At 61.6% G+C, this 17,227-nt stretch carries 13 protein-coding genes; 11 read left to right on the forward strand and 2 right to left on the reverse strand.

Annotated elements, in window-relative coordinates; genetic code table 11:
• Positions 1 to 2 precede the first annotated feature (2 nt).
• Positions 3 to 728: a transposase gene (locus BZF61_RS07195; RefSeq protein ID WP_211276731.1), complete on the forward strand. Its 726-nt coding sequence runs from the start codon at positions 3 to 5 to the stop codon at positions 726 to 728.
• On the opposite strand, the gene BZF61_RS07200 is transcribed toward BZF61_RS07195, so the two are convergent.
• Both BZF61_RS07200 and BZF61_RS07205 read right to left on the reverse strand, forming a co-directional pair.
• Positions 725 to 1,642 carry a nucleotidyl transferase AbiEii/AbiGii toxin family protein gene (locus tag BZF61_RS07200; RefSeq protein ID WP_211276736.1) on the reverse strand — a complete coding sequence of 306 codons (918 nt, stop codon included), beginning with the start codon at positions 1,640 to 1,642 and terminating at the stop codon, positions 725 to 727. The two genes, BZF61_RS07195 and BZF61_RS07200, sit on opposite strands and share 4 nt — an antisense overlap.
• A 24-nt stretch (positions 1,643 to 1,666) precedes the next feature.
• Complete coding sequence (locus tag BZF61_RS07205) at positions 1,667 to 2,329, reverse strand: DUF6088 family protein (protein WP_086618096.1); 663 nt, start codon at positions 2,327 to 2,329, stop codon at positions 1,667 to 1,669.
• A 191-nt stretch (positions 2,330 to 2,520) separates the two neighbouring features.
• On the opposite strand from BZF61_RS07205, the gene BZF61_RS07210 reads away from it, so the two are divergent.
• The 10 genes from BZF61_RS07210 (at position 2,521) to BZF61_RS07255 (ending at position 17,165) form a co-directional block, all read left to right on the forward strand.
• A complete protein-coding gene (locus tag BZF61_RS07210; RefSeq protein ID WP_086618097.1) occupies positions 2,521 to 4,389 on the forward strand; it encodes a KAP family P-loop NTPase fold protein in 1,869 nt (622 codons plus the stop codon).
• A 223-nt stretch (positions 4,390 to 4,612) separates the two neighbouring features.
• Positions 4,613 to 5,218, forward strand: coding sequence for a Qat anti-phage system associated protein QatB (gene qatB / locus BZF61_RS07215; protein ID WP_211276733.1), 606 nt, complete (start codon positions 4,613 to 4,615; stop codon positions 5,216 to 5,218).
• Positions 5,215 to 6,489, forward strand: a complete 1,275-nt coding sequence (gene qatC, locus BZF61_RS07220; RefSeq protein ID WP_086618100.1) for a Qat anti-phage system QueC-like protein QatC — start codon at positions 5,215 to 5,217, stop codon at positions 6,487 to 6,489. The genes qatB and qatC overlap by 4 nt, the downstream gene beginning before the upstream one ends.
• Positions 6,486 to 7,220: a Qat anti-phage system TatD family nuclease QatD gene (gene qatD / locus BZF61_RS07225; protein ID WP_086618102.1), complete on the forward strand. Its 735-nt coding sequence runs from the start codon at positions 6,486 to 6,488 to the stop codon at positions 7,218 to 7,220. Before qatC ends, qatD begins: the two co-directional genes overlap by 4 nt.
• Positions 7,221 to 7,386: 166 nt before the next feature.
• The gene (locus BZF61_RS07230) at positions 7,387 to 7,695 is read left to right on the forward strand and encodes a HigA family addiction module antitoxin (protein ID WP_086618103.1); all 309 of its coding nucleotides are present in this window, start codon (positions 7,387 to 7,389) and stop codon (positions 7,693 to 7,695) included.
• A complete protein-coding gene (locus BZF61_RS07235; RefSeq protein ID WP_086618105.1) occupies positions 7,676 to 10,453 on the forward strand; it encodes a class I SAM-dependent DNA methyltransferase in 2,778 nt (925 codons plus the stop codon). Before BZF61_RS07230 ends, BZF61_RS07235 begins: the two co-directional genes overlap by 20 nt.
• Entirely contained in the window at positions 10,450 to 11,283 is an 834-nt protein-coding gene (locus tag BZF61_RS07240) for a hypothetical protein (RefSeq protein WP_086618106.1), read from the forward strand. Before BZF61_RS07235 ends, BZF61_RS07240 begins: the two co-directional genes overlap by 4 nt.
• Complete coding sequence (locus BZF61_RS07245) at positions 11,280 to 13,343, forward strand: DEAD/DEAH box helicase (RefSeq protein WP_086618108.1); 2,064 nt, start codon at positions 11,280 to 11,282, stop codon at positions 13,341 to 13,343. Before BZF61_RS07240 ends, BZF61_RS07245 begins: the two co-directional genes overlap by 4 nt.
• Positions 13,336 to 14,562 carry a GIY-YIG nuclease family protein gene (locus BZF61_RS07250; RefSeq protein ID WP_086618110.1) on the forward strand — a complete coding sequence of 409 codons (1,227 nt, stop codon included), beginning with the start codon at positions 13,336 to 13,338 and terminating at the stop codon, positions 14,560 to 14,562. Before BZF61_RS07245 ends, BZF61_RS07250 begins: the two co-directional genes overlap by 8 nt.
• Positions 14,559 to 17,165: an AAA family ATPase gene (locus BZF61_RS07255; protein ID WP_086618111.1), complete on the forward strand. Its 2,607-nt coding sequence runs from the start codon at positions 14,559 to 14,561 to the stop codon at positions 17,163 to 17,165. The genes BZF61_RS07250 and BZF61_RS07255 overlap by 4 nt, the downstream gene beginning before the upstream one ends.
• The last annotated feature ends 62 nt before the right edge of the window (positions 17,166 to 17,227 follow it).

Consider the following 17,227-nt stretch of genomic DNA (forward strand, 5'->3'; position numbering starts at 1 on the left):
TGATGACTTGCTTCATCGAAGGTCACGACCGCCATCAACCCAGTCTGCTCCCTCCCTGCGTTGACGACTATGTTGGCCCCGAGGCGCTCGTCCGGGTCGTTGATGCATTTGTCGAGACTCTCGATCTCGCGGCACTCGGCTTCGCTCGCACTGTCTCGGCGGCAACCGGACGCCCGGGCTTCCATCCCGGCGATATGCTGCGCCTCTACATTTGGGGCTATCTGAACCAGTTCCGTTCATCCAGGCAACTGGAGCGCGCCTGCCAGCGCGACCTTGAGGCGATATGGCTGGTGCGGCGCATGTCGCCCGATTACCGGACGATCGCAGCATTCCGGCATGACAACCCGGACGCCATAGTCGGCGCCGGTGCCGCTTTCATCCGCTTCTGTCGCGAAGCCGGGCTGATCGCGGGCGGCAAGGTCGCGCTGGACGGCACCAAGATGCGGGCGGTGGCCAGCGCCAAGAACATTGCCGGGGCAGAGCGCCTTGCCCGCAACATCGCGCATACGGAAACGGAAATCGCCTACTATCTCGACCGTCTCAACATCGCCGATGAGCAGATCGCCCAGGGGATCGCGGATCAGACTGTTCACCGTGATGCCTTTGCCCAAGCTATCGGTTCGCTGGAACGCCGGAAGGCGAGACTGGAGCGACGGCAATCCGAACTTGGCGAGCACGACATGGATATCGTCGTCTTCGGGGAACCGGATGCAAGACCTATGGGCTAATCACGGCGAAGCGCGTCAATCATGCCCTCGACAGGGGCAATCGCGAATGTGCCGGGCTGCGCTGACGCAAGATCGAAGTCCGACCGGTCGAAGAACATGCGCGCGTGGCGCACGCAGTCGCGTGCAAGCTCCAGGTCGCCCAACGCGTCCTTCCCTGCTTGCGACGCGTGCAGCTGGTGCAGGTCGCAATAATGGCGCGAAATGCGCTGGCCTTCCTGGCGCAGCACGCCGCGCCGCTCATACCATCGCCGCAGGCCGTGCGCGATCACCACCTTGTCCCAGAAGGTTCGGCCTGGCTCGATGGTCGTGACGTTGGGGACCGAAAGGTCCAGGTCGGGAGTCTCGTCGGCAATGTATGGCTTGATCAGGACCGGACGGTTGGGATCGAGCGCTGACTTCGCACCTGACTCGATCCGCACGGCCGGGCGCACATAGCCGTCGTCACGCGGTTCAACCTCCGGATACCAGAGAAGCAAAGTCTGCCCGTCGGGATCGGCCTGATCGATCTCCACGCGCCCGGCTCCGCCTGTAGCCTCGGCCAGGAGCCCGGCGAGGCTCTCCCGAAGCGGACCGGTGATATACGCGCGGCAGGCGTCACGGATGGCGTCAAGCCTGGCGCGGCGCTTCTTGCCGGAGAGCGCCTCCAGTTCCTCGGCGGTTGCCACTTGTTCGAGATCGTCACGGAAGACCGTAACGTCGATGTCCTCTGAAAACCGGTTGATGAGGCCATAGGCTTTGGACAGCGAGGTGCCGCCGTTGAAGAGAAGGCGCGGCCGGCCTGCGGGGAGGCGGTGATAGAGCGCGTCGAGCGTCCAGCAGACCCAGAAGTCCTTTTCGATGTTGCCGATCGGTGCGCCGAGCCGATTGGCAGTGGAGAGGAACAGATCGAGGCGGTCGCGCGCGGGGGCTCGGATGACCGCTGCATAAGCCTCCGGCGGTCATGTCTTCGCGCCCTTGCCGACGATCAGCGGACGCAGGAACTCCTGCATCCAGATGGGCAGAGCCGAGAGCCCTTCGCGCAGATCATCGCGAATGCCCTGGCCGTGGTTCGGATCGGCGAGCAGCCGGCGCAGAATCTCGGTGACACGGGCGCGTTCGTCGTTCTCGTTCAGCACGTCCTGAAGCCAGTGCAGAGCCTGGACGACGCGCATCGCCGGCCGGCCGGCCCAGTAGAGCCGGCTTGCCGCGGCTGCCTTGAAGTGGATTTCCTGGTTGCCGAGCTTGATGGGCTTTAGTCGGGCATCGACCAGGACCTCGATGCGGGCGGGCACGGCTGTGGTGAGGCCGAGATCGTTGGCAGCCGTCATGCCGTCCACGACGAAGCGGGCCTTGTCGCGCCGGGCGACGGCGCGGATGACGGCGCGATAGTCCGGCACGGTGGGACGGCCGGTCAGGCTGTTGACGCTCGGACGATCATAGAGGCCGCGATCGATTCGACGGAGCTCGCCTGCAGCCGCCAAGCGCTGCAGCGATTTATCGACGGCGCCCCGGCCGGCGAGATCAGCGAAGTCGCTGGGCGTCCACACCTCGCTCGGCTGTTCGGCGATGCGGGCGAGCAAGCGGCTGCGGAGGTCGGAACCCGGCTGGTGAGCATCGGTCATGTCCGAAATATGCCGCATGTTTCGGACGATGAGAAGCGTCCGAAGGATGCTACATTTTTCGGACGCGATCTGCTAAGAAATGCAATGGGTCCAACCAAACCTCACTCACATTCTGTTCCGCAATTGTTCTAGGGCGGGCTTATGGGGCGAGCTGGCCTGAGTCGCGCCGGGAAAGGAGTAGAACAAAGCCGATGTGGCCCGATAACGAGACCGAACGTGACTTCCTGAACTTCTCCGGAGTGGCCGACACCGTAGCCGAGATTATCGTTCAGGCACGGGGGCGACCAATCTCCATTGGCGTGTCGGGAGCCTGGGGGATCGGCAAGTCTTCGATGATCAAGCTTACCCAGGCGTCCCTGGCTGCCCGGCCACGCAAGGAAGGTGAGCGGGAATTTGTCTTCGTCGAGTTCAACGCTTGGCTCTACCAAGGCTATGACGACGCTCGGGCCGCACTCATGGATGTGATTGCGACGAGGCTCGAAAAGGAAGCAAAGGCACGCGAAAAGGCCATCGACAAGGCCAAGGCGCTGGTGAAGCGCGTGAACTGGCTGCGTGCGGCAAAGCTGGTCGCCGGCTCTACGGTTGCAATGTCGCTGGGCCTGCCTCCGACGGGACTGATCGGGGAAGTCTGGGGCCTGGGCCAGCGCTTCTTCTCGGGCAGCGTTGACGGCAAGCTGCTTGAGGAGGCGAAGGGCAAAGCTAGCGAGGTGGCCGAAACCGCGAGCGGGCTGTTGAACCCAAAAGAGGAAACGTCGCCACCGAAGGAGATCCAAGCGCTCCGTGACAATTTCGAGGAGACTTTGGAAGAGCTCGGCGTCACTCTCGTGGTGCTGATCGACGATCTTGACCGTTGCTTGCCCGAGACGACCATCTCGACGCTCGAGGCAATCCGGCTGTTCCTGTTTCTGAAGAACACGGCTTTCGTGATCGCCGCCGACAACGACATGATTAAACATGCCGTTCGCCGGCACTTCGAGGGCGTACCGGATGATCGCCTGGTCACCAACTATTTCGACAAGCTGATTCAGGTGCCTATCCGAGTGCCGCCGCTGGGCACCCAGGAGGTGCGTGCATATATGATGCTGCTGTTTGTCGAGAACAGCGAACTCGGCGATGATGTGAAGGAGAAGATCCGCGCGGGTGTCGTCGCCCAGCTCAGGCAAACCTGGGCTGGCAAGCGCGTTGATCGCGCCTTCGTCCAATCGCTGCATGATCCTTTGCCCGCCGAACTGATCGGCCGCTTCGACACGGCAGACCGCTTGGCGCCGCTGATGACAACGGCGTCGGGCATCCTGGGCAATCCCCGCCTGATCAAGCGATTTCTGAACGCCCTCGCCATCCGCATGACCATCTCAAATGCGCAGGGCGTCGGCGTGGACGAGGCCGTTCTGGCCAAGCTCCTGCTGTTCGAGCGGCTCGGAAACCCCAAGGCGTTCGCCGAACTGATGGCGCGGGTGAGCGCCAGCGATACCGGCAAGCCAGCTTTCCTTGCCGAGTGGGAGGAGAAGGCCATCGCCGGTCAGGACCAAACGCTTCCTGCGCCGTTCGATGATCCCTTCTTTGCCGAGTGGTTGACGCTGCCACCGTCGCTCGCCGATACGGACCTACGCGGTGCGCTGTACGTGAGCCGTGAGCACGCACCGCTGATCACTCCGGAGGACAGGCTCTCCTCAGAAGCCGCCGAGCTACTGACCGCGCTCCTTCAGCACCCGGAAATGGCGGCTAGCTTGAAGGAGCGACTCCTCCGCGTGCCACGGACCGAGATCACGATCGTCATGGACCGTCTGCTCGATCGTGCAAGGCAGGAGCAGGAGTGGGGTGTACCCGCCATTTTGGAAGCTTGTCTCATCGTTGCCGAGGCCGACCCGCCCCAAGGTGCGAGGCTTGCCGCCTTTCTCGGCGAACGTCCGGCCGCGCAGGTCCAAGCAAATATCGTCCCGAAGATCGGCGACCAGCCCTGGGCTAAGGGCGTCTTCGATATATGGGATCGGGGGCAGGTGTCGCGGCCGGTGAAGACCGCCATCAAGAGGCAGAGAGAGAATGGGAACCTCGCAGTCTAGTGGCGGTCCAGGCAGCGGAGTCCCCATGGTGCCTTCATGGACGCCGGACCCGCCCGCAAACGAGCCGATTGGTGGTGAGCTGGGCACGGATGCGCCAACTGATGCCGAACCAAGCGCGCCTCAAGTAGCGCCGCCTACCCCGGCGCCGGTCGCGCCCCCTGCTCGATTTTTAGGTGTGCGTCGCGCGCTGGGCGATTTCGCGAGATCGGGTGATAGCCGGGATATGCGGCGCAGCCTCGGCCACTATGTCCGAACCGGGTATGGTGGATCGGGCACCGCGACGCGCCGCTTTGGCGGCACCGCCGCAACAGCCGGCGTACTCGGCGGAGCCTTAGCGCGCGTGGCAGCGGGACAGCCTGCCGCACCAGGCAGTCCGCTCGATCCGGCGCTTCTCGCGGGCCGTAACGCCCAGGAGGTCATGGATGCGGTCGTAGAAGCTGTCCGGCCGGTCGATGGCACCCAAGACGCCGAAGCGGAGCGGGCGGCAATTCGGGACGCCTTGTCCGAACTGCTCACCAAATTCCCAGAAGCGGACCTTCTGAATCTTGAGCCGGAGCAGCGGGCGTTCGCTATTGAACGATTCACGGCGATCGACGTGTTTCGCCGCTTCGAGCTCGATGTGGGCAAGACGATCGTCGACAAGGCGCCCAGCGCCGTGACGGCTCTCTCGCGGCTCAAGGAAGTTCGCGAGTACGTGAAGCAGAGCGTGGCGGCGGCGTTCCGCAAGCTGCGCAACGCAGGGCGCAGTCTCACAAGCGGTCACATCAGCCAAGTGGTTCGCGACGCGCTGCGGGAGACCTTCGATGTGTTCGAGGGCTACGCGGAATGAGGCTCGCTTGCGGTCCGGACGGAGTCGACCTGCCTGGCGGCGAGGACCTCCGCGTCGTACTCTACGGTCAGCCGCGGCAAGAGGGAGAGGGAAGCGCTGGAGATGCCGCCAAGGCGGAAATTCAACGGCGCAGGCTCGATCCTGCGCCAAAGGCGTGGGACCTTCTGTCGATCGCGCTGAGCGTCGTCACCGCCGATTCTGCGGTGCTGCGGGATCAGAGTGCCGACGGGTGGACGCGCGAAATAGAACTCGACATCGCGGTTGCAGATGCTCCCTTCTGGAGCGGGCAAGCCGTGGCGCTCGCCCAAGCACTGGGTTTTCTGACGACGGACCGCTGGACTCTGCGCTTCCACGAATGTGGGCTATTGCCTGCTCCGCCGCGCGAGCCGATCCGCCCCGCAGAGGATTGCGTCGTTCTCCTTTCGGGAGGGCTCGACAGTCTCGTCGGAGCGATTGATCTCGCTGCCGCAGGCTATAAGCCGTTCGCCGTCAGTCAGACTGTGCGAGGGGACGCAGACAAACAGGTGGATTTCGCCGCGAAAATCGGAGGCGGTCTCGGCCACCTTCAACTGAACCATAACGCGAACACGCCGGGGATTCAGGAAGCTTCGCAGCGGGCAAGGTCGCTGATCTTCATCACTTTCGGGGTGATAGCCGCTACCGCTCTAAAGGCCTATCATGATGGTCAGGAGGTGTCGCTCTTTGTCTGCGAGAACGGGTTCATCGCCATCAATCCGCCGTTGACCGGCGGGCGCTTGGGGAGTCTCAGCACTCGCACCGCACACCCGGAGTTCTTCGCCCGCCTGCAGGGTGTGCTCGATGCCGCTGGCCTGCGGGTGAAGATCACCAATCCATACGCAACCAAGACGAAAGGCGAGATGCTCAAGGAGTGTGCGGACCAAGCGCTTCTTCGCGCGGAGGCGGTCCGTTCCACGAGTTGTGGTCGTTTTCAACGATTCAATTATCGGCAATGCGGGCGTTGCGTTCCCTGTCAAGTGCGACGGGCCGCATTCCTCGCTTGGGGCGCGGCGCCAGACACGACGGACTATGTCTACGCGCCGATCGGGAAGAACGATGCGGAGCACGCCGGCTTCGATGACGTTCGTTCCGTCGCCATCGCGCTCGCGGCCGTCAAGGCCGATGGTCTTGAGAGTTGGCTCGGCCATGCACTCGCATCGCCCTACATCCAGGACCGTGCCGCCCTGCTCGGGATGCTTGAGCGGGGACTCGGCGAGCTTCGCGCACTTCACCAATCTCACGGGGTCAAGTGATCGATTTCCACGCTCACCTGGATCTTTATCCCGATCCAAACACGACAGTTCGCGAGTGCGTGGCCCGGAACATCTATGTTCTATCGGTCACTACAACGCCGTCCGCATGGGCTGGAACGGCCGCTCTGACAACGGGGGCTCCCAGGATACGCACTGCGCTTGGGCTCCATCCTCAGATAGCGCATGAGCGTAAGGGTGAGTTGCCGCTGTTCGAGCAGCTGCTTCCTCGAATGCGATACGTCGGTGAAATCGGGCTCGACGGCGGGCCAGAGTATAGGCGGCACTGGCCGGATCAGGAGCAAGTCTTCTCGCGCGTGCTCGAACTCTGCGCGCGGGCAGGCGGGCGGATTATGACCATCCATAGCCGGCGCGCCGCGACGCCGGTACTTGATGCGCTGCAGGCGCGGCCGGGGGCTGGCATTGCCATTCTGCACTGGTTCTCTGGAACACAAAAGGAGCTGTCGCGCGCAGTTGACCTTGGCTGCTGGTTCAGCACAGGGCCGGCAATGTTGGCTGGCGAAAAGGGGCGCTCCTTGGTGATGAAGATGCCGCGCGACCGTGTACTCACAGAGTCGGATGGTCCTTTCGCGCAGGTCGACGGAAGGGCTGCGTGGCCGTGGGATGCCGATCGAGCGGTAGAGACGCTGGCGCAGATCTGGTCGCAGCCCGTGAATGAAGTACGCCGCCAGTTACTCGACAATCTTCGTCGACTGACCAAGAGTTTGGCGTGAGTAACTTATTTGACCCCGTCGCCGGAGCGAACTGTCATAGGTGTTGGCCGCCCTGCGCCTCACCACGGCGTAACTGGCCGCTGACCTCCCCGCTTTAAGCGGATTGTCGAGTGTCGATTATCACTGTAGGCTGAATTGAGCGAAGGGCAATACGATTCGGCAGGCGATGCACCCAGGAACGACCGTCCGGCAGGACTGCATTGAAAAGAATGGGTTAAGCGTCACCGACGCTGCCCGAATCCTCGGCGTTGATCGGCAGACTCTCAGCAACTTGCTGAACGCCAGGTCGGGTATCTCGCCGGAGATGGCCGTCCGGCTGGAAAAGGCGTTCGGCACGCCCGCGCGCGAATGGCTGATCCGGCAGCTCGACTACGAGCTGGCCGAGGTCATGCGCAGGGCCAATAAAATCAAGGTTGAGCCTTTCGAGCCAACGGCCACGGACGGCGGGGGGAACGATGAACGCCGTCGAGATTGAGGAGGCCATATCGAAACTCGCTGAGCAGCCGTTCGACGCCGAGGAGTTCCCCTATCTCTTCCTGCAAGCCTTCGGAAACAAGGAAACGACCCTAAAACGACTGCGCAAGGGCGAGTCGAACAAGTCCGACCTTGGCGGTGTCCTTCAGACCAACAACATCCATATCGCCGTCGCCGTCCCCGGCACGGTGACGCGCACCCTTGCTGCACTGAAGGCCAGCCCGGCGACGACGCGGGCGAAGGCGAAATTCGTTCTGGCGACGGACGGCGACACGTTCGAGGCCGAGGATCTGGCGTCGGGCGAGACGGTCGCCTGCGCCTATGCCGACTTCCCCGACCATTTCGGCTTCTTCCTGCCCCTTGCCGGGATTACCACCGTCAAGCAGGTCCGCGACAGCTCATTCGATATTCGCGCGACCAGCCGCTTGAACCGACTCTATGTCGAGCTTCTGAAGGACAACCCGGACTGGGGCACGGCTGAGCGCCGTCCCGACATGAATCACTTCATGGCGCGGCTGATTTTCTGCTTCTTTGCCGAGGACACCGACATCTTTGCCAGGCCGCTCCTGTTTACCTCGACCGTGGAGCAGATGAGCGCCAAGGACTCGTCGAACACCCACGAGGTGATCGGCACGCTGTTCCGCGCCATGAATATGAAGCACGCAGCGCGGGCGGCGGCGAACATCCCCCGCTGGGCCGACCAGTTTCCCTATGTGAATGGTGGCCTGTTTTCCGGCACCATGGACGTGCCGCGCTTCAGTCGGATCGCGCGCTCCTACCTTCTCCACATCGGCGGCCTCGACTGGAAAAAGATTAACCCGGACATCTTCGGCTCGATGATTCAGGCCGTGGCCGATGACGAGGAGCGCGGCGCGCTCGGGATGCACTACACCAGCGTTCCGAACATCCTGAAGGTGCTCAATCCGCTGTTCCTCGACGATCTGCGTGCGCGACTCGACGAGGCGGGGGACAATCCCCGCATGTTGCTGAATCTGCGCAAGCGTATGTCGCGGATCAGGGTCTTCGATCCGGCCTGCGGCTCCGGCAACTTCCTTGTGATCGCTTACAAACAGATGCGGGAGATCGAGGCCGAGATCAACAAACGCCGCGGCGAGCCGTACAGGCGAAGCGAAATCCCGCTGACCAACTTCCGGGGGATCGAACTGCGCAGCTTCCCGGCCGAGATTGCCCGCCTCGCCCTCATCATCGCCGAATATCAATGCGACGTGCTCTATCGCGGCCAGAAGGAAGCCCTGCGGGACTTCCTGCCGCTCGATGCCGAGAACTGGATCACCTGTGGCAATGCGCTGCGGCTCGACTGGCTGAGCATTTGTCCGCCGACTGGGACAGGCGTGAAGCACCGGGCCGATGACCTGTTTCACACCCCGCTCGATCAGGCGCAGATCGACTTCGAGAATGAGGGTGGGGAGACCTATATCTGCGGAAATCCGCCTTATCGAGGGAGTCAATGGCAGACCGATGAGCAGAAGTCCGACCTGAAAGCCATTTTCGAGGGACGCACGACCAATTGGAAGTCGCTCGATTACGTTGCCGGCTGGTTTATGAAAGCGGCGGACTATGGAACGACGACACCCACCGTCGCCGCGTTTGTGTCCACCAATTCCATCTGCCAAGGCCGACAGGTGGAGACCTTATGGTCGCTGATCTTCGCGACCGGGCATGAAATCGCCTTCGCCCATACATCGTTCAAATGGGCAAACCTCGCCAGCTACAATGCCGGTGTTACCGTTGTCATTGTGGGTATTTCCAATCACGCGGGCCGAACGCGGCAGCTATTTACCGAGGCAGACGGTAACGGCACGATTGTCAAAGAGGTTGAGAACATCAACGCCTATTTGGTGCCAGGGCCAAATGTCATCGTTGGTCCTCTCTTGCGACCGCTCAACGGTTTAAACGAAATGGGCTTCGGCAATATGCCTAACGATGGGGGGTATTTGTTGCTCGATGCCGACGAAGCAAAGACCGCCATCAAGGATCATGCCGTTCACCCAAAATACATTCGCCCCTTTATCGGCTCACAAGAGTTCGTTCGAGGAATCGAGCGAAGGTGCATTTGGGTGGCTGACAACGAGTATGAGGCCGCCGATGGAAATGCTTGGCTGAAAAAGCGGTTTGAAAGTGTTCGTGCGCAGCGAAACGCATCGAGCCGAGCAACGACCAATGCAATTGCCGTGACACCCTACCGATTTGGTGAAGTCCGCCAGACAGGCAACGAGACTGTTATCGCCGTCGCGGCAATTAGTTCTGAGAATCGCGATTACCTGCCGTGTGGCTTGCTCCCTCCCGGCACGATCATCTCAAACAAGTGCTACGCCCTCTACGACGCGCCGCTTTGGAACATGGCGCTGATTGCCTCACGCCTGCATTGGGTCTGGATCGGGACGGTTTGCGTGCGTCTGGAAATGCGCTTCTCCTACTCCAACACTCTCGGCTGGAACACCTTCCCCGTTCCTACTCTCACTGAGAAGAACAAGGCCGACCTGACCCGCTGTGCCGAGGACATTTTGTTGGCACGCGAGGCGCATTTCCCGGCGACCATCGCCGAGCTTTACGATCCGGAAAAGATGCCCGCCGATTTGCGCGAGGCCCACGAGCGCAACGACGAGGTGCTTGAGCGTATCTATATCGGCCGCCGATTCCGCAACGACACCGAGCGGCTGGAAAAACTATTCGAGCTTTACACGAAAATGACCGCCGGAGCGGGGGCGGGAAAGAAGCGGAAGGTGGGAGCAGCATGAGCAGCCTCACCGATATTGAAAAGCGCTACTTTGAAAAGCTGCTTGGGATGCAGAGCGGCTACGTTCTGGACTATTCCGACGCGACGTTCGGAGAGTTTTTTAATCGGCACAAGATCAATATTCATGGCCAGGAGTATCAGACCTACGGCACCTCCAAGGCCAAGAAGATGCGCGCTTTCTGGGAGCAGGAGCCGGATGTTCTGGTCGGAAGGGTGCTGGGGGAGATGCTGGAAGCATATGAGGCCGATTGCAGCCTGAACAACCGTGACGTTGAAACATCCGTGCTGGAGAAAGCGCGCGGCATCGTCTCGCGGCTTTCCGGAGTGCCTGCACCCACGAAGCCGACCCAGACCATTGACGAATTTCTGCATAGCGAATTTTCCATTCCCAATATCCAGAAACTTCCGATTGAAGCGCAGGCCGTGCCGATCATCGAGAGCCGCCTTAACGAAGCGCGGATAGCGATGGGCGCAGGCGCGTATCTTTCCACCATCTTCCTGTGCGGCAGTGTGCTGGAAGCCGTCCTTCTCGGAGCGGCGCAGAAGGAACCAGCACGCTTCAACAGGGCTTCGGCCAGTCCGAAGGCCGTTGACGGGAGCGTGAAGCGGTTTCACGAATGGAGCCTCGCACAGTTCATAGATGTCGCCTGCGAGGCGGGGTTGCTGAAGCCCGACGTCAAAAAGTTCAGCCACGGGCTTCGGGATTTTCGCAATTACATTCACCCATACGAGCAAATGCTATCCGGCTTCACACCGGATCAGCATACGGCGAAAGTCTGTTTTCAGGTGCTTAAGGCGGCGCTTGCCAGCGTTGCTGGGGAAAGAAAATGAAGCCAGAAGCCAAATCCATCCCCTCCGTCTCTGTCACCTACGCGCGCAACGGCAGCTCGACGAAGGCCAATGCCCTCGGCATGAGGCCGATGCAAGAGCGCGCCTATGAGAAACGGGGCGAGCAATATCTTCTCATCAAGTCGCCGCCGGCCTCGGGGAAGAGCCGCGCGCTCATGTTCATCGCCCTCGACAAGCTCCACAATCAGGGCTTGAAGCAGGCGATCATCGTGGTGCCGGAAAAGGCTATCGGCGCGAGCTTCAACGATGAAGCCTTGTCCAAGTTCGGCTTCTGGGCCGACTGGATCGTCGCGCCGAAGTGGAACCTCTGCAACGCGCCGGGCTCGGACAATGGCGGGAAGGTGAATTCCGTCGAGGCATTCCTGAAAAGCGACGACAAGGTGCTGGTCTGCACCCATGCCACCTTCCGCTTCGCCGTGGACAGGTTTGGGGTGGAAGCCTTCGATGACCGGCTGATCGCGGTTGACGAGTTCCATCACGTCTCGGCCAACCCCGACAACAAGCTCGGCCTGCATCTCGGCCAGTTCATCGCTCGCGACCGCGTGCATATCGTGGCGATGACGGGCTCCTATTTCCGAGGCGACGCCGAAGCCGTGCTCGCCCCGCAGGACGAGTCGAAGTTCGACACCGTCACCTACACCTACTATGAGCAGCTCAACGGCTACGAATATCTCAAGCAACTCGACATAGGTTATTTCTTCTACAACGGCCCGTATACGGACGACATCCTGAAGGTGCTCGACCCGGCCGAGAAAACCATCATCCACATCCCGAACGTCAATTCCCGCGAAAGCATGGGCGACAAGATCAAGGAGGTGGAACACATCCTTCACGAGCTGGGCGAATGGCAGGGCCGTGATCCCGCAACCGGCTTCCAACTGGTCAAGACCCCGGGGGGCCGCCTTCTTCGCATCGCCGACCTGGTTGACGACGATCCCGCCAAGCGCGACCGCGTGACCGCTGCGCTCAAGGACCCAGCGCAGAAGAACAACCGCGACCATGTGGACATCATCATCGCGCTCGGCATGGCGAAGGAGGGCTTCGACTGGATCTGGTGTGAGCACGCCCTGACGGTCGGCTATCGGTCGAGTCTCACCGAGATCGTGCAGATCATCGGCCGCGCCACCCGCGACGCGCCGGGCAAGGTGCGCGCTCGCTTCACCAACCTGATCGCCGAGCCGGATGCGTCGGAAGAAGCCGTCACCGAGGCCGTGAACGACACGCTGAAGGCCATCGCTGCCAGCCTTCTCATGGAGCAGGTGCTTGCGCCGCGCTTCGAGTTCAAGCCGAAGAACCCGCAGAGCGGCCCGACGCCAGGCTTTGATTACGGTGAAGGCGGGTACGATCCCAATAAGACCAATGTCGGCTTCAACGAGGAAACCGGCCAGTTCCAGATCGAGATCAAGGGCCTTGTCGAGCCGAAGAGCGTGGAGGCGCAACGCATCTGCCAGCAGGACCTGAACGAGGTCATTGCCGCCTTCGTACAGGACAAGACCACGATCGAGCGCGGCCTGTTCGATTCCGAGCTGGTGCCGGAGGAACTGACCCAGCTCCGCATGGGCAAGATAATCAAGGACAAGTATCCCGAGCTGGACGAGGAGGATCAGGAGGCCGTGCGCCAGCACGCCGTCGCGGCCCTGAACCTCACGCAGAAAGCCAAGGAAGTCGCGCTTGGGGGAGCCGAGGGTGACGGTGAAAAGAGCCTCAATACCGCCTTCATTGAGGGCGTCCGCAAATACGCAATGGATGTGCGCGAGCTGGACATCGACCTGATCGACCGCATCAATCCGTTCGGCGAAGCCTATGCCATTCTCGCCAAGACCATGAGCGAGGAGAGCCTGAAGCAGGTCGCCGCTGTGATCGGCGCCAAGCGCGTCAACCTCACCATCGAGGAGGCGCGGGAGCTTGCCAAGCGGGCCTTGAAGTTCAAGCAAGAGCGCGGTCGGCTGCCTTCGATCACCTCGGCCGACGCTTGGGAAAAGCGCATGGCCGAGGGCGTGGCGTTCCTTCAACGTATGAAGGCGGAGGCCGCCCGTGGCTAAGGGCTTCACCGACGAGGATGACGCGCTTCTCGCCGAGCTTGGCGTCCAGGCCGAGGCGAAGAAGGAGTCGAGCCGGACGCCTCGCGAGGAGCGGATCATTGCCGGTTTCGAGGAGATACAGCGGTTCGTCGAACAACATGGCCGCGCTCCACAACACGGCGAGGACCGCGACATCTTCGAGCGCTTGTATGCCGTGCGCCTTGATCGCCTGCGCGAGTTGGCCGATTGCCGCGCCGTGATCGAACCCCTCGACCATCAAGGACTTCTAACCGGCGCGCAGCCCGCGCCGCTTGGTGTTCCTGAGGACATCGACGATGACGAGCTTCTGGCGCAGCTCGGCGTGGATGACACCACACCCGGCGGCATCACTGAGTTGCGGCATGTCCGGTCGGCTGCCGACAAGCGCGCAGCCGAGGAAATCGCCAACCGCCAGAGATGCGAGGATTTCGACGACTTCAAACCGCTGTTCGAGCAGGTGCAAAAGGAGCTTGGCGCCGGTCTTCGGCAGACCCGCCGCTTCGAGCGCAAGTCCGAGATCGCGCCAGGCCGCTTCTATATTTTGGGCGGTCAGAAAGCCTATGTCGCGACTATGGAACAGCCCACGGTCAACGAGCACGGCAATATCGACGCCCGGCTGCGTGTGATCTTCGACAACGGCACCGAGAGCAATCTGCTTATGCGGTCGCTCCAAAAGGCGCTGCAACAGGACCCGGCCGGACGGCGGATCGTCGAGCTCTCGGCCGGCCCATTGTTCTCTGATCAGAATGAAGAAGGGGATGAGGCCAGCGGCATCGTTTATGTGCTGCGCAGCAAGTCCGACCACCCGGCCGTCGCGGCCCACCGTGACGTGCTGCACAAGATCGGCGTGACCGGCGGCGATATTGCGCGCCGCCTCGCCAATGCCAAGCTCGATCCGACCTTCCTCATGGCTGAGGTCGAGGTCGTTGCCACCTACGAGCTGTTCAACATCAACCGCACGCGGCTTGAGAACCTGATCCATCGGATCTTCGGTCCGGCCCGGCTCGACATCGAGATCAAAGACCGCTTCGGACAGCCCGTCATCCCACGCGAATGGTTCCTCGTGCCCATTTTCGTGATCGACGAAGCAATCGAGAAGATCAGGGACGGGACGATCACCGGCTATGTGTATGACCCGAAATCAGCTCGGCTGGTTCAGCGCGAAAGTGGCCATACCAATATTGGGGGAGACACCGGATGACGACTGAGGCAGAGGCGCTTGCCAACATTCTTGCGTGGTCTGCCGATAGTCCGAACTGGCAGAAAGACGCGCTGCGGCGGCTTGCGACTCAGGCGACGTTGGAGCCGGCTGAGATCGACGAACTTGTCTCCATTTGCAAGGGAGAAAGCCAAGCGGCACCGCTGAATGCCGAGCATTTGCGCGATCCCAGCCGCGAGCAGGGCGAAGTCTACCTAAGGCAGGTGCATGGCGTCCGACATGTCAACGCCTTGGCCGCTGACCAGCGGCTGACGCTCCAGCGCCTCGGACTGACGATCATCTATGGCGATAACGGATCGGGCAAATCCGGCTATGCGCGCATCCTGAAGAAGGCATGTCGTGCCCGTATGCCGAGCCGTGTTGAGGAGATCATACCCGACATCTATGACCCAGCACCGGGCACACCCTGCGCTACGATAGAATACGCGATCAGCGGTCAGAATCGCACTTGCGCGTGGCAGCTCGGTCAGGCGGCCGATGCCGCGCTGTCGGCCGTTAGCGTTTTCGATTCGCGTACAGCCAATATCCACGTCGATGAAACCAATGACGTGGCCTACACGCCGTTCCCGCTCAAATTGCTTGGAGCGTTGGCCCAGATCTGCAAGTCGGTCAAAGATAAGCTGGCCGCCGAAATCACGCAGATTAAGGCACAGACGCCACAAAGCATCAAATCCCCGACGTGCAGCTCGACGACGGCCGTAGGCAGGCTTATGGCCCGACTTGCCGCTAACACCGACCCTACCACCGTCGAGAGACTGGCTGCGCTCACCCAAGCAGAGCAAGACCGGTTGGCCCAGCTCACGGCGGACCTTTCCGGCGATCCGGCCCGCGCGGCGCGTCAACTCGCCGCGCTAAAGTCCAAGGTCGAGGGACATATTGCGCGCCTCGATGTGCTGTTTGCTTCGATCGGCGACGATACGGCCTCCAATCTGCGTCGGCTCGCGGACGTCAGCGATACGGCGCGACGGGCGGCAGAGGCCGCGTCCGGCGCGCTCTTCCACGACGAACCATTGCCGCAGATCGGGTCAGATGTTTGGCAGGCTCTATGGGCGAGCGCGCGAGCATTTTCCGATCAAGAAGCGTATCCCGATCGACGCTTCCCTGTAATCGATCCTGGCAGCGTATGTGTTCTTTGCCAGCAGGAATTGACCCCTGTTGCCGCCAGTCGGCTCAACCGCTTTGAGGCATTCGTGCGCGACGATAGTCAGCAGCGCGCCGAGGCCGCGCGCGCGGCATACGATGAGGCGCTTGCGACATTCGAGGGTGCCGCGTTTTCGCTGACCGAGCTTGCAAACATCGTGGCGACCATCCGCGATGAGCTGCGGCAGGACACCCTGGCATTGGAAGTCAGGAATGTCGTCTTGCGCGCGCTGTGGCGTCATCGCCAGATCAGACGACGCCACGCGAGTCCTGCCGCCACGCTCGACGCGCCTATTGTCTCCTATCCGCGCCAAGCACTGACCGATCAGATCGCGGATATTGTAACGCGGTCGCACGCCTTGGGCGCCGAAGCCGACTCTCCGGCGCGTGGGGCGTTGCTTGCTGAAAAGGCCGAACTTGCCGATCGACAATGGCTTAGCGGTATCAAGGCGGATGTTCTTGCAGAGATCGACCGCCTGAAACAGATTGCGCGTCTTGAGACGGCCCAGCGGGACACCGCCACCAATCGCATCACGACCAAGAGCACCGAGATTGCGCAGGCATTGGTGACGGACGCGCTCCGCGCGCAGTTCGCGCGTGAGGTCGCGAGCTTCGAGATCGCTGGCCTGGCGGTAGAGCTGCGCCAGCAAAGCAGTGCGCAAGGCGCCCCTCGTTTCAAGGTCGCGCTGACCCGCAAGCCGAGTGCCGCTGTGGGCCAAGTCTTGAGCGAAGGTGAGCATCGTTGTGTGGCGCTCGCTGCATTCATGGCGGAACTTGCCACCACCGAGAATAAGTCCGGCATTGTTTTTGACGATCCAGTATCGTCACTTGACCACATGCACCGAGAGGCCGTCGCGAAACGCTTGGTCGCCGAAGCGGCACGCCGACAGGTTATCGTTTTTACGCATGACCTTGCCTTCTTGTTCGAGTTGAACCGTGCGGCGGATAACGCCGATCCAAAACCGCAAGTCGCAATCAGCTCTGTTAGTCGGGGCGCAGACAAGGCCGGCTTTTGCCGTAGCGAGCCGCCATTCAAAGCGCGGCGTGTCAGCGACATTACGGCGAGCCTAACTAATCAGCTCGCAAACGAACGCTACCACTTCGACCAGGGCAATGAGGACGAATGGCGCAAGGCCGTCAAATCCATCGCCGGAACGCTGCGCGACACCTGGGAGATCGCGGTTGAGGAAGTTGTCGGTCACGTCATCCGGCGTCTGTCTAACGAAGTGAAAACGCCTGGCTTGGTCAAATTGACCGCAATCACTGTTGCTGATTGCGAGGCCATGCGGGACGGATTTGGCCGCTGCTCTGAATTGATGCACAGCGCCGCCGCGGCACTGAATCGCCCGCTTCCGAGGCCAGATGTGCTCTCAGCCGAGATAAGCGCTTTGGCTGCTTGGGCGGATAGCCTCCGGCAGCGCCAGGGAGTTGCAAGGCTGCCCTGACTGCGGTCTTCCTGCAATGCCGCTTAGCCGATGATGCCGCTAACGGCGGCTGCCCTTCCTGA

Origin of the sequence: Erythrobacter tepidarius, assembly GCF_002155695.1 — a bacterium.
GTDB lineage: Bacteria > Pseudomonadota > Alphaproteobacteria > Sphingomonadales > Sphingomonadaceae > Erythrobacter > Erythrobacter tepidarius.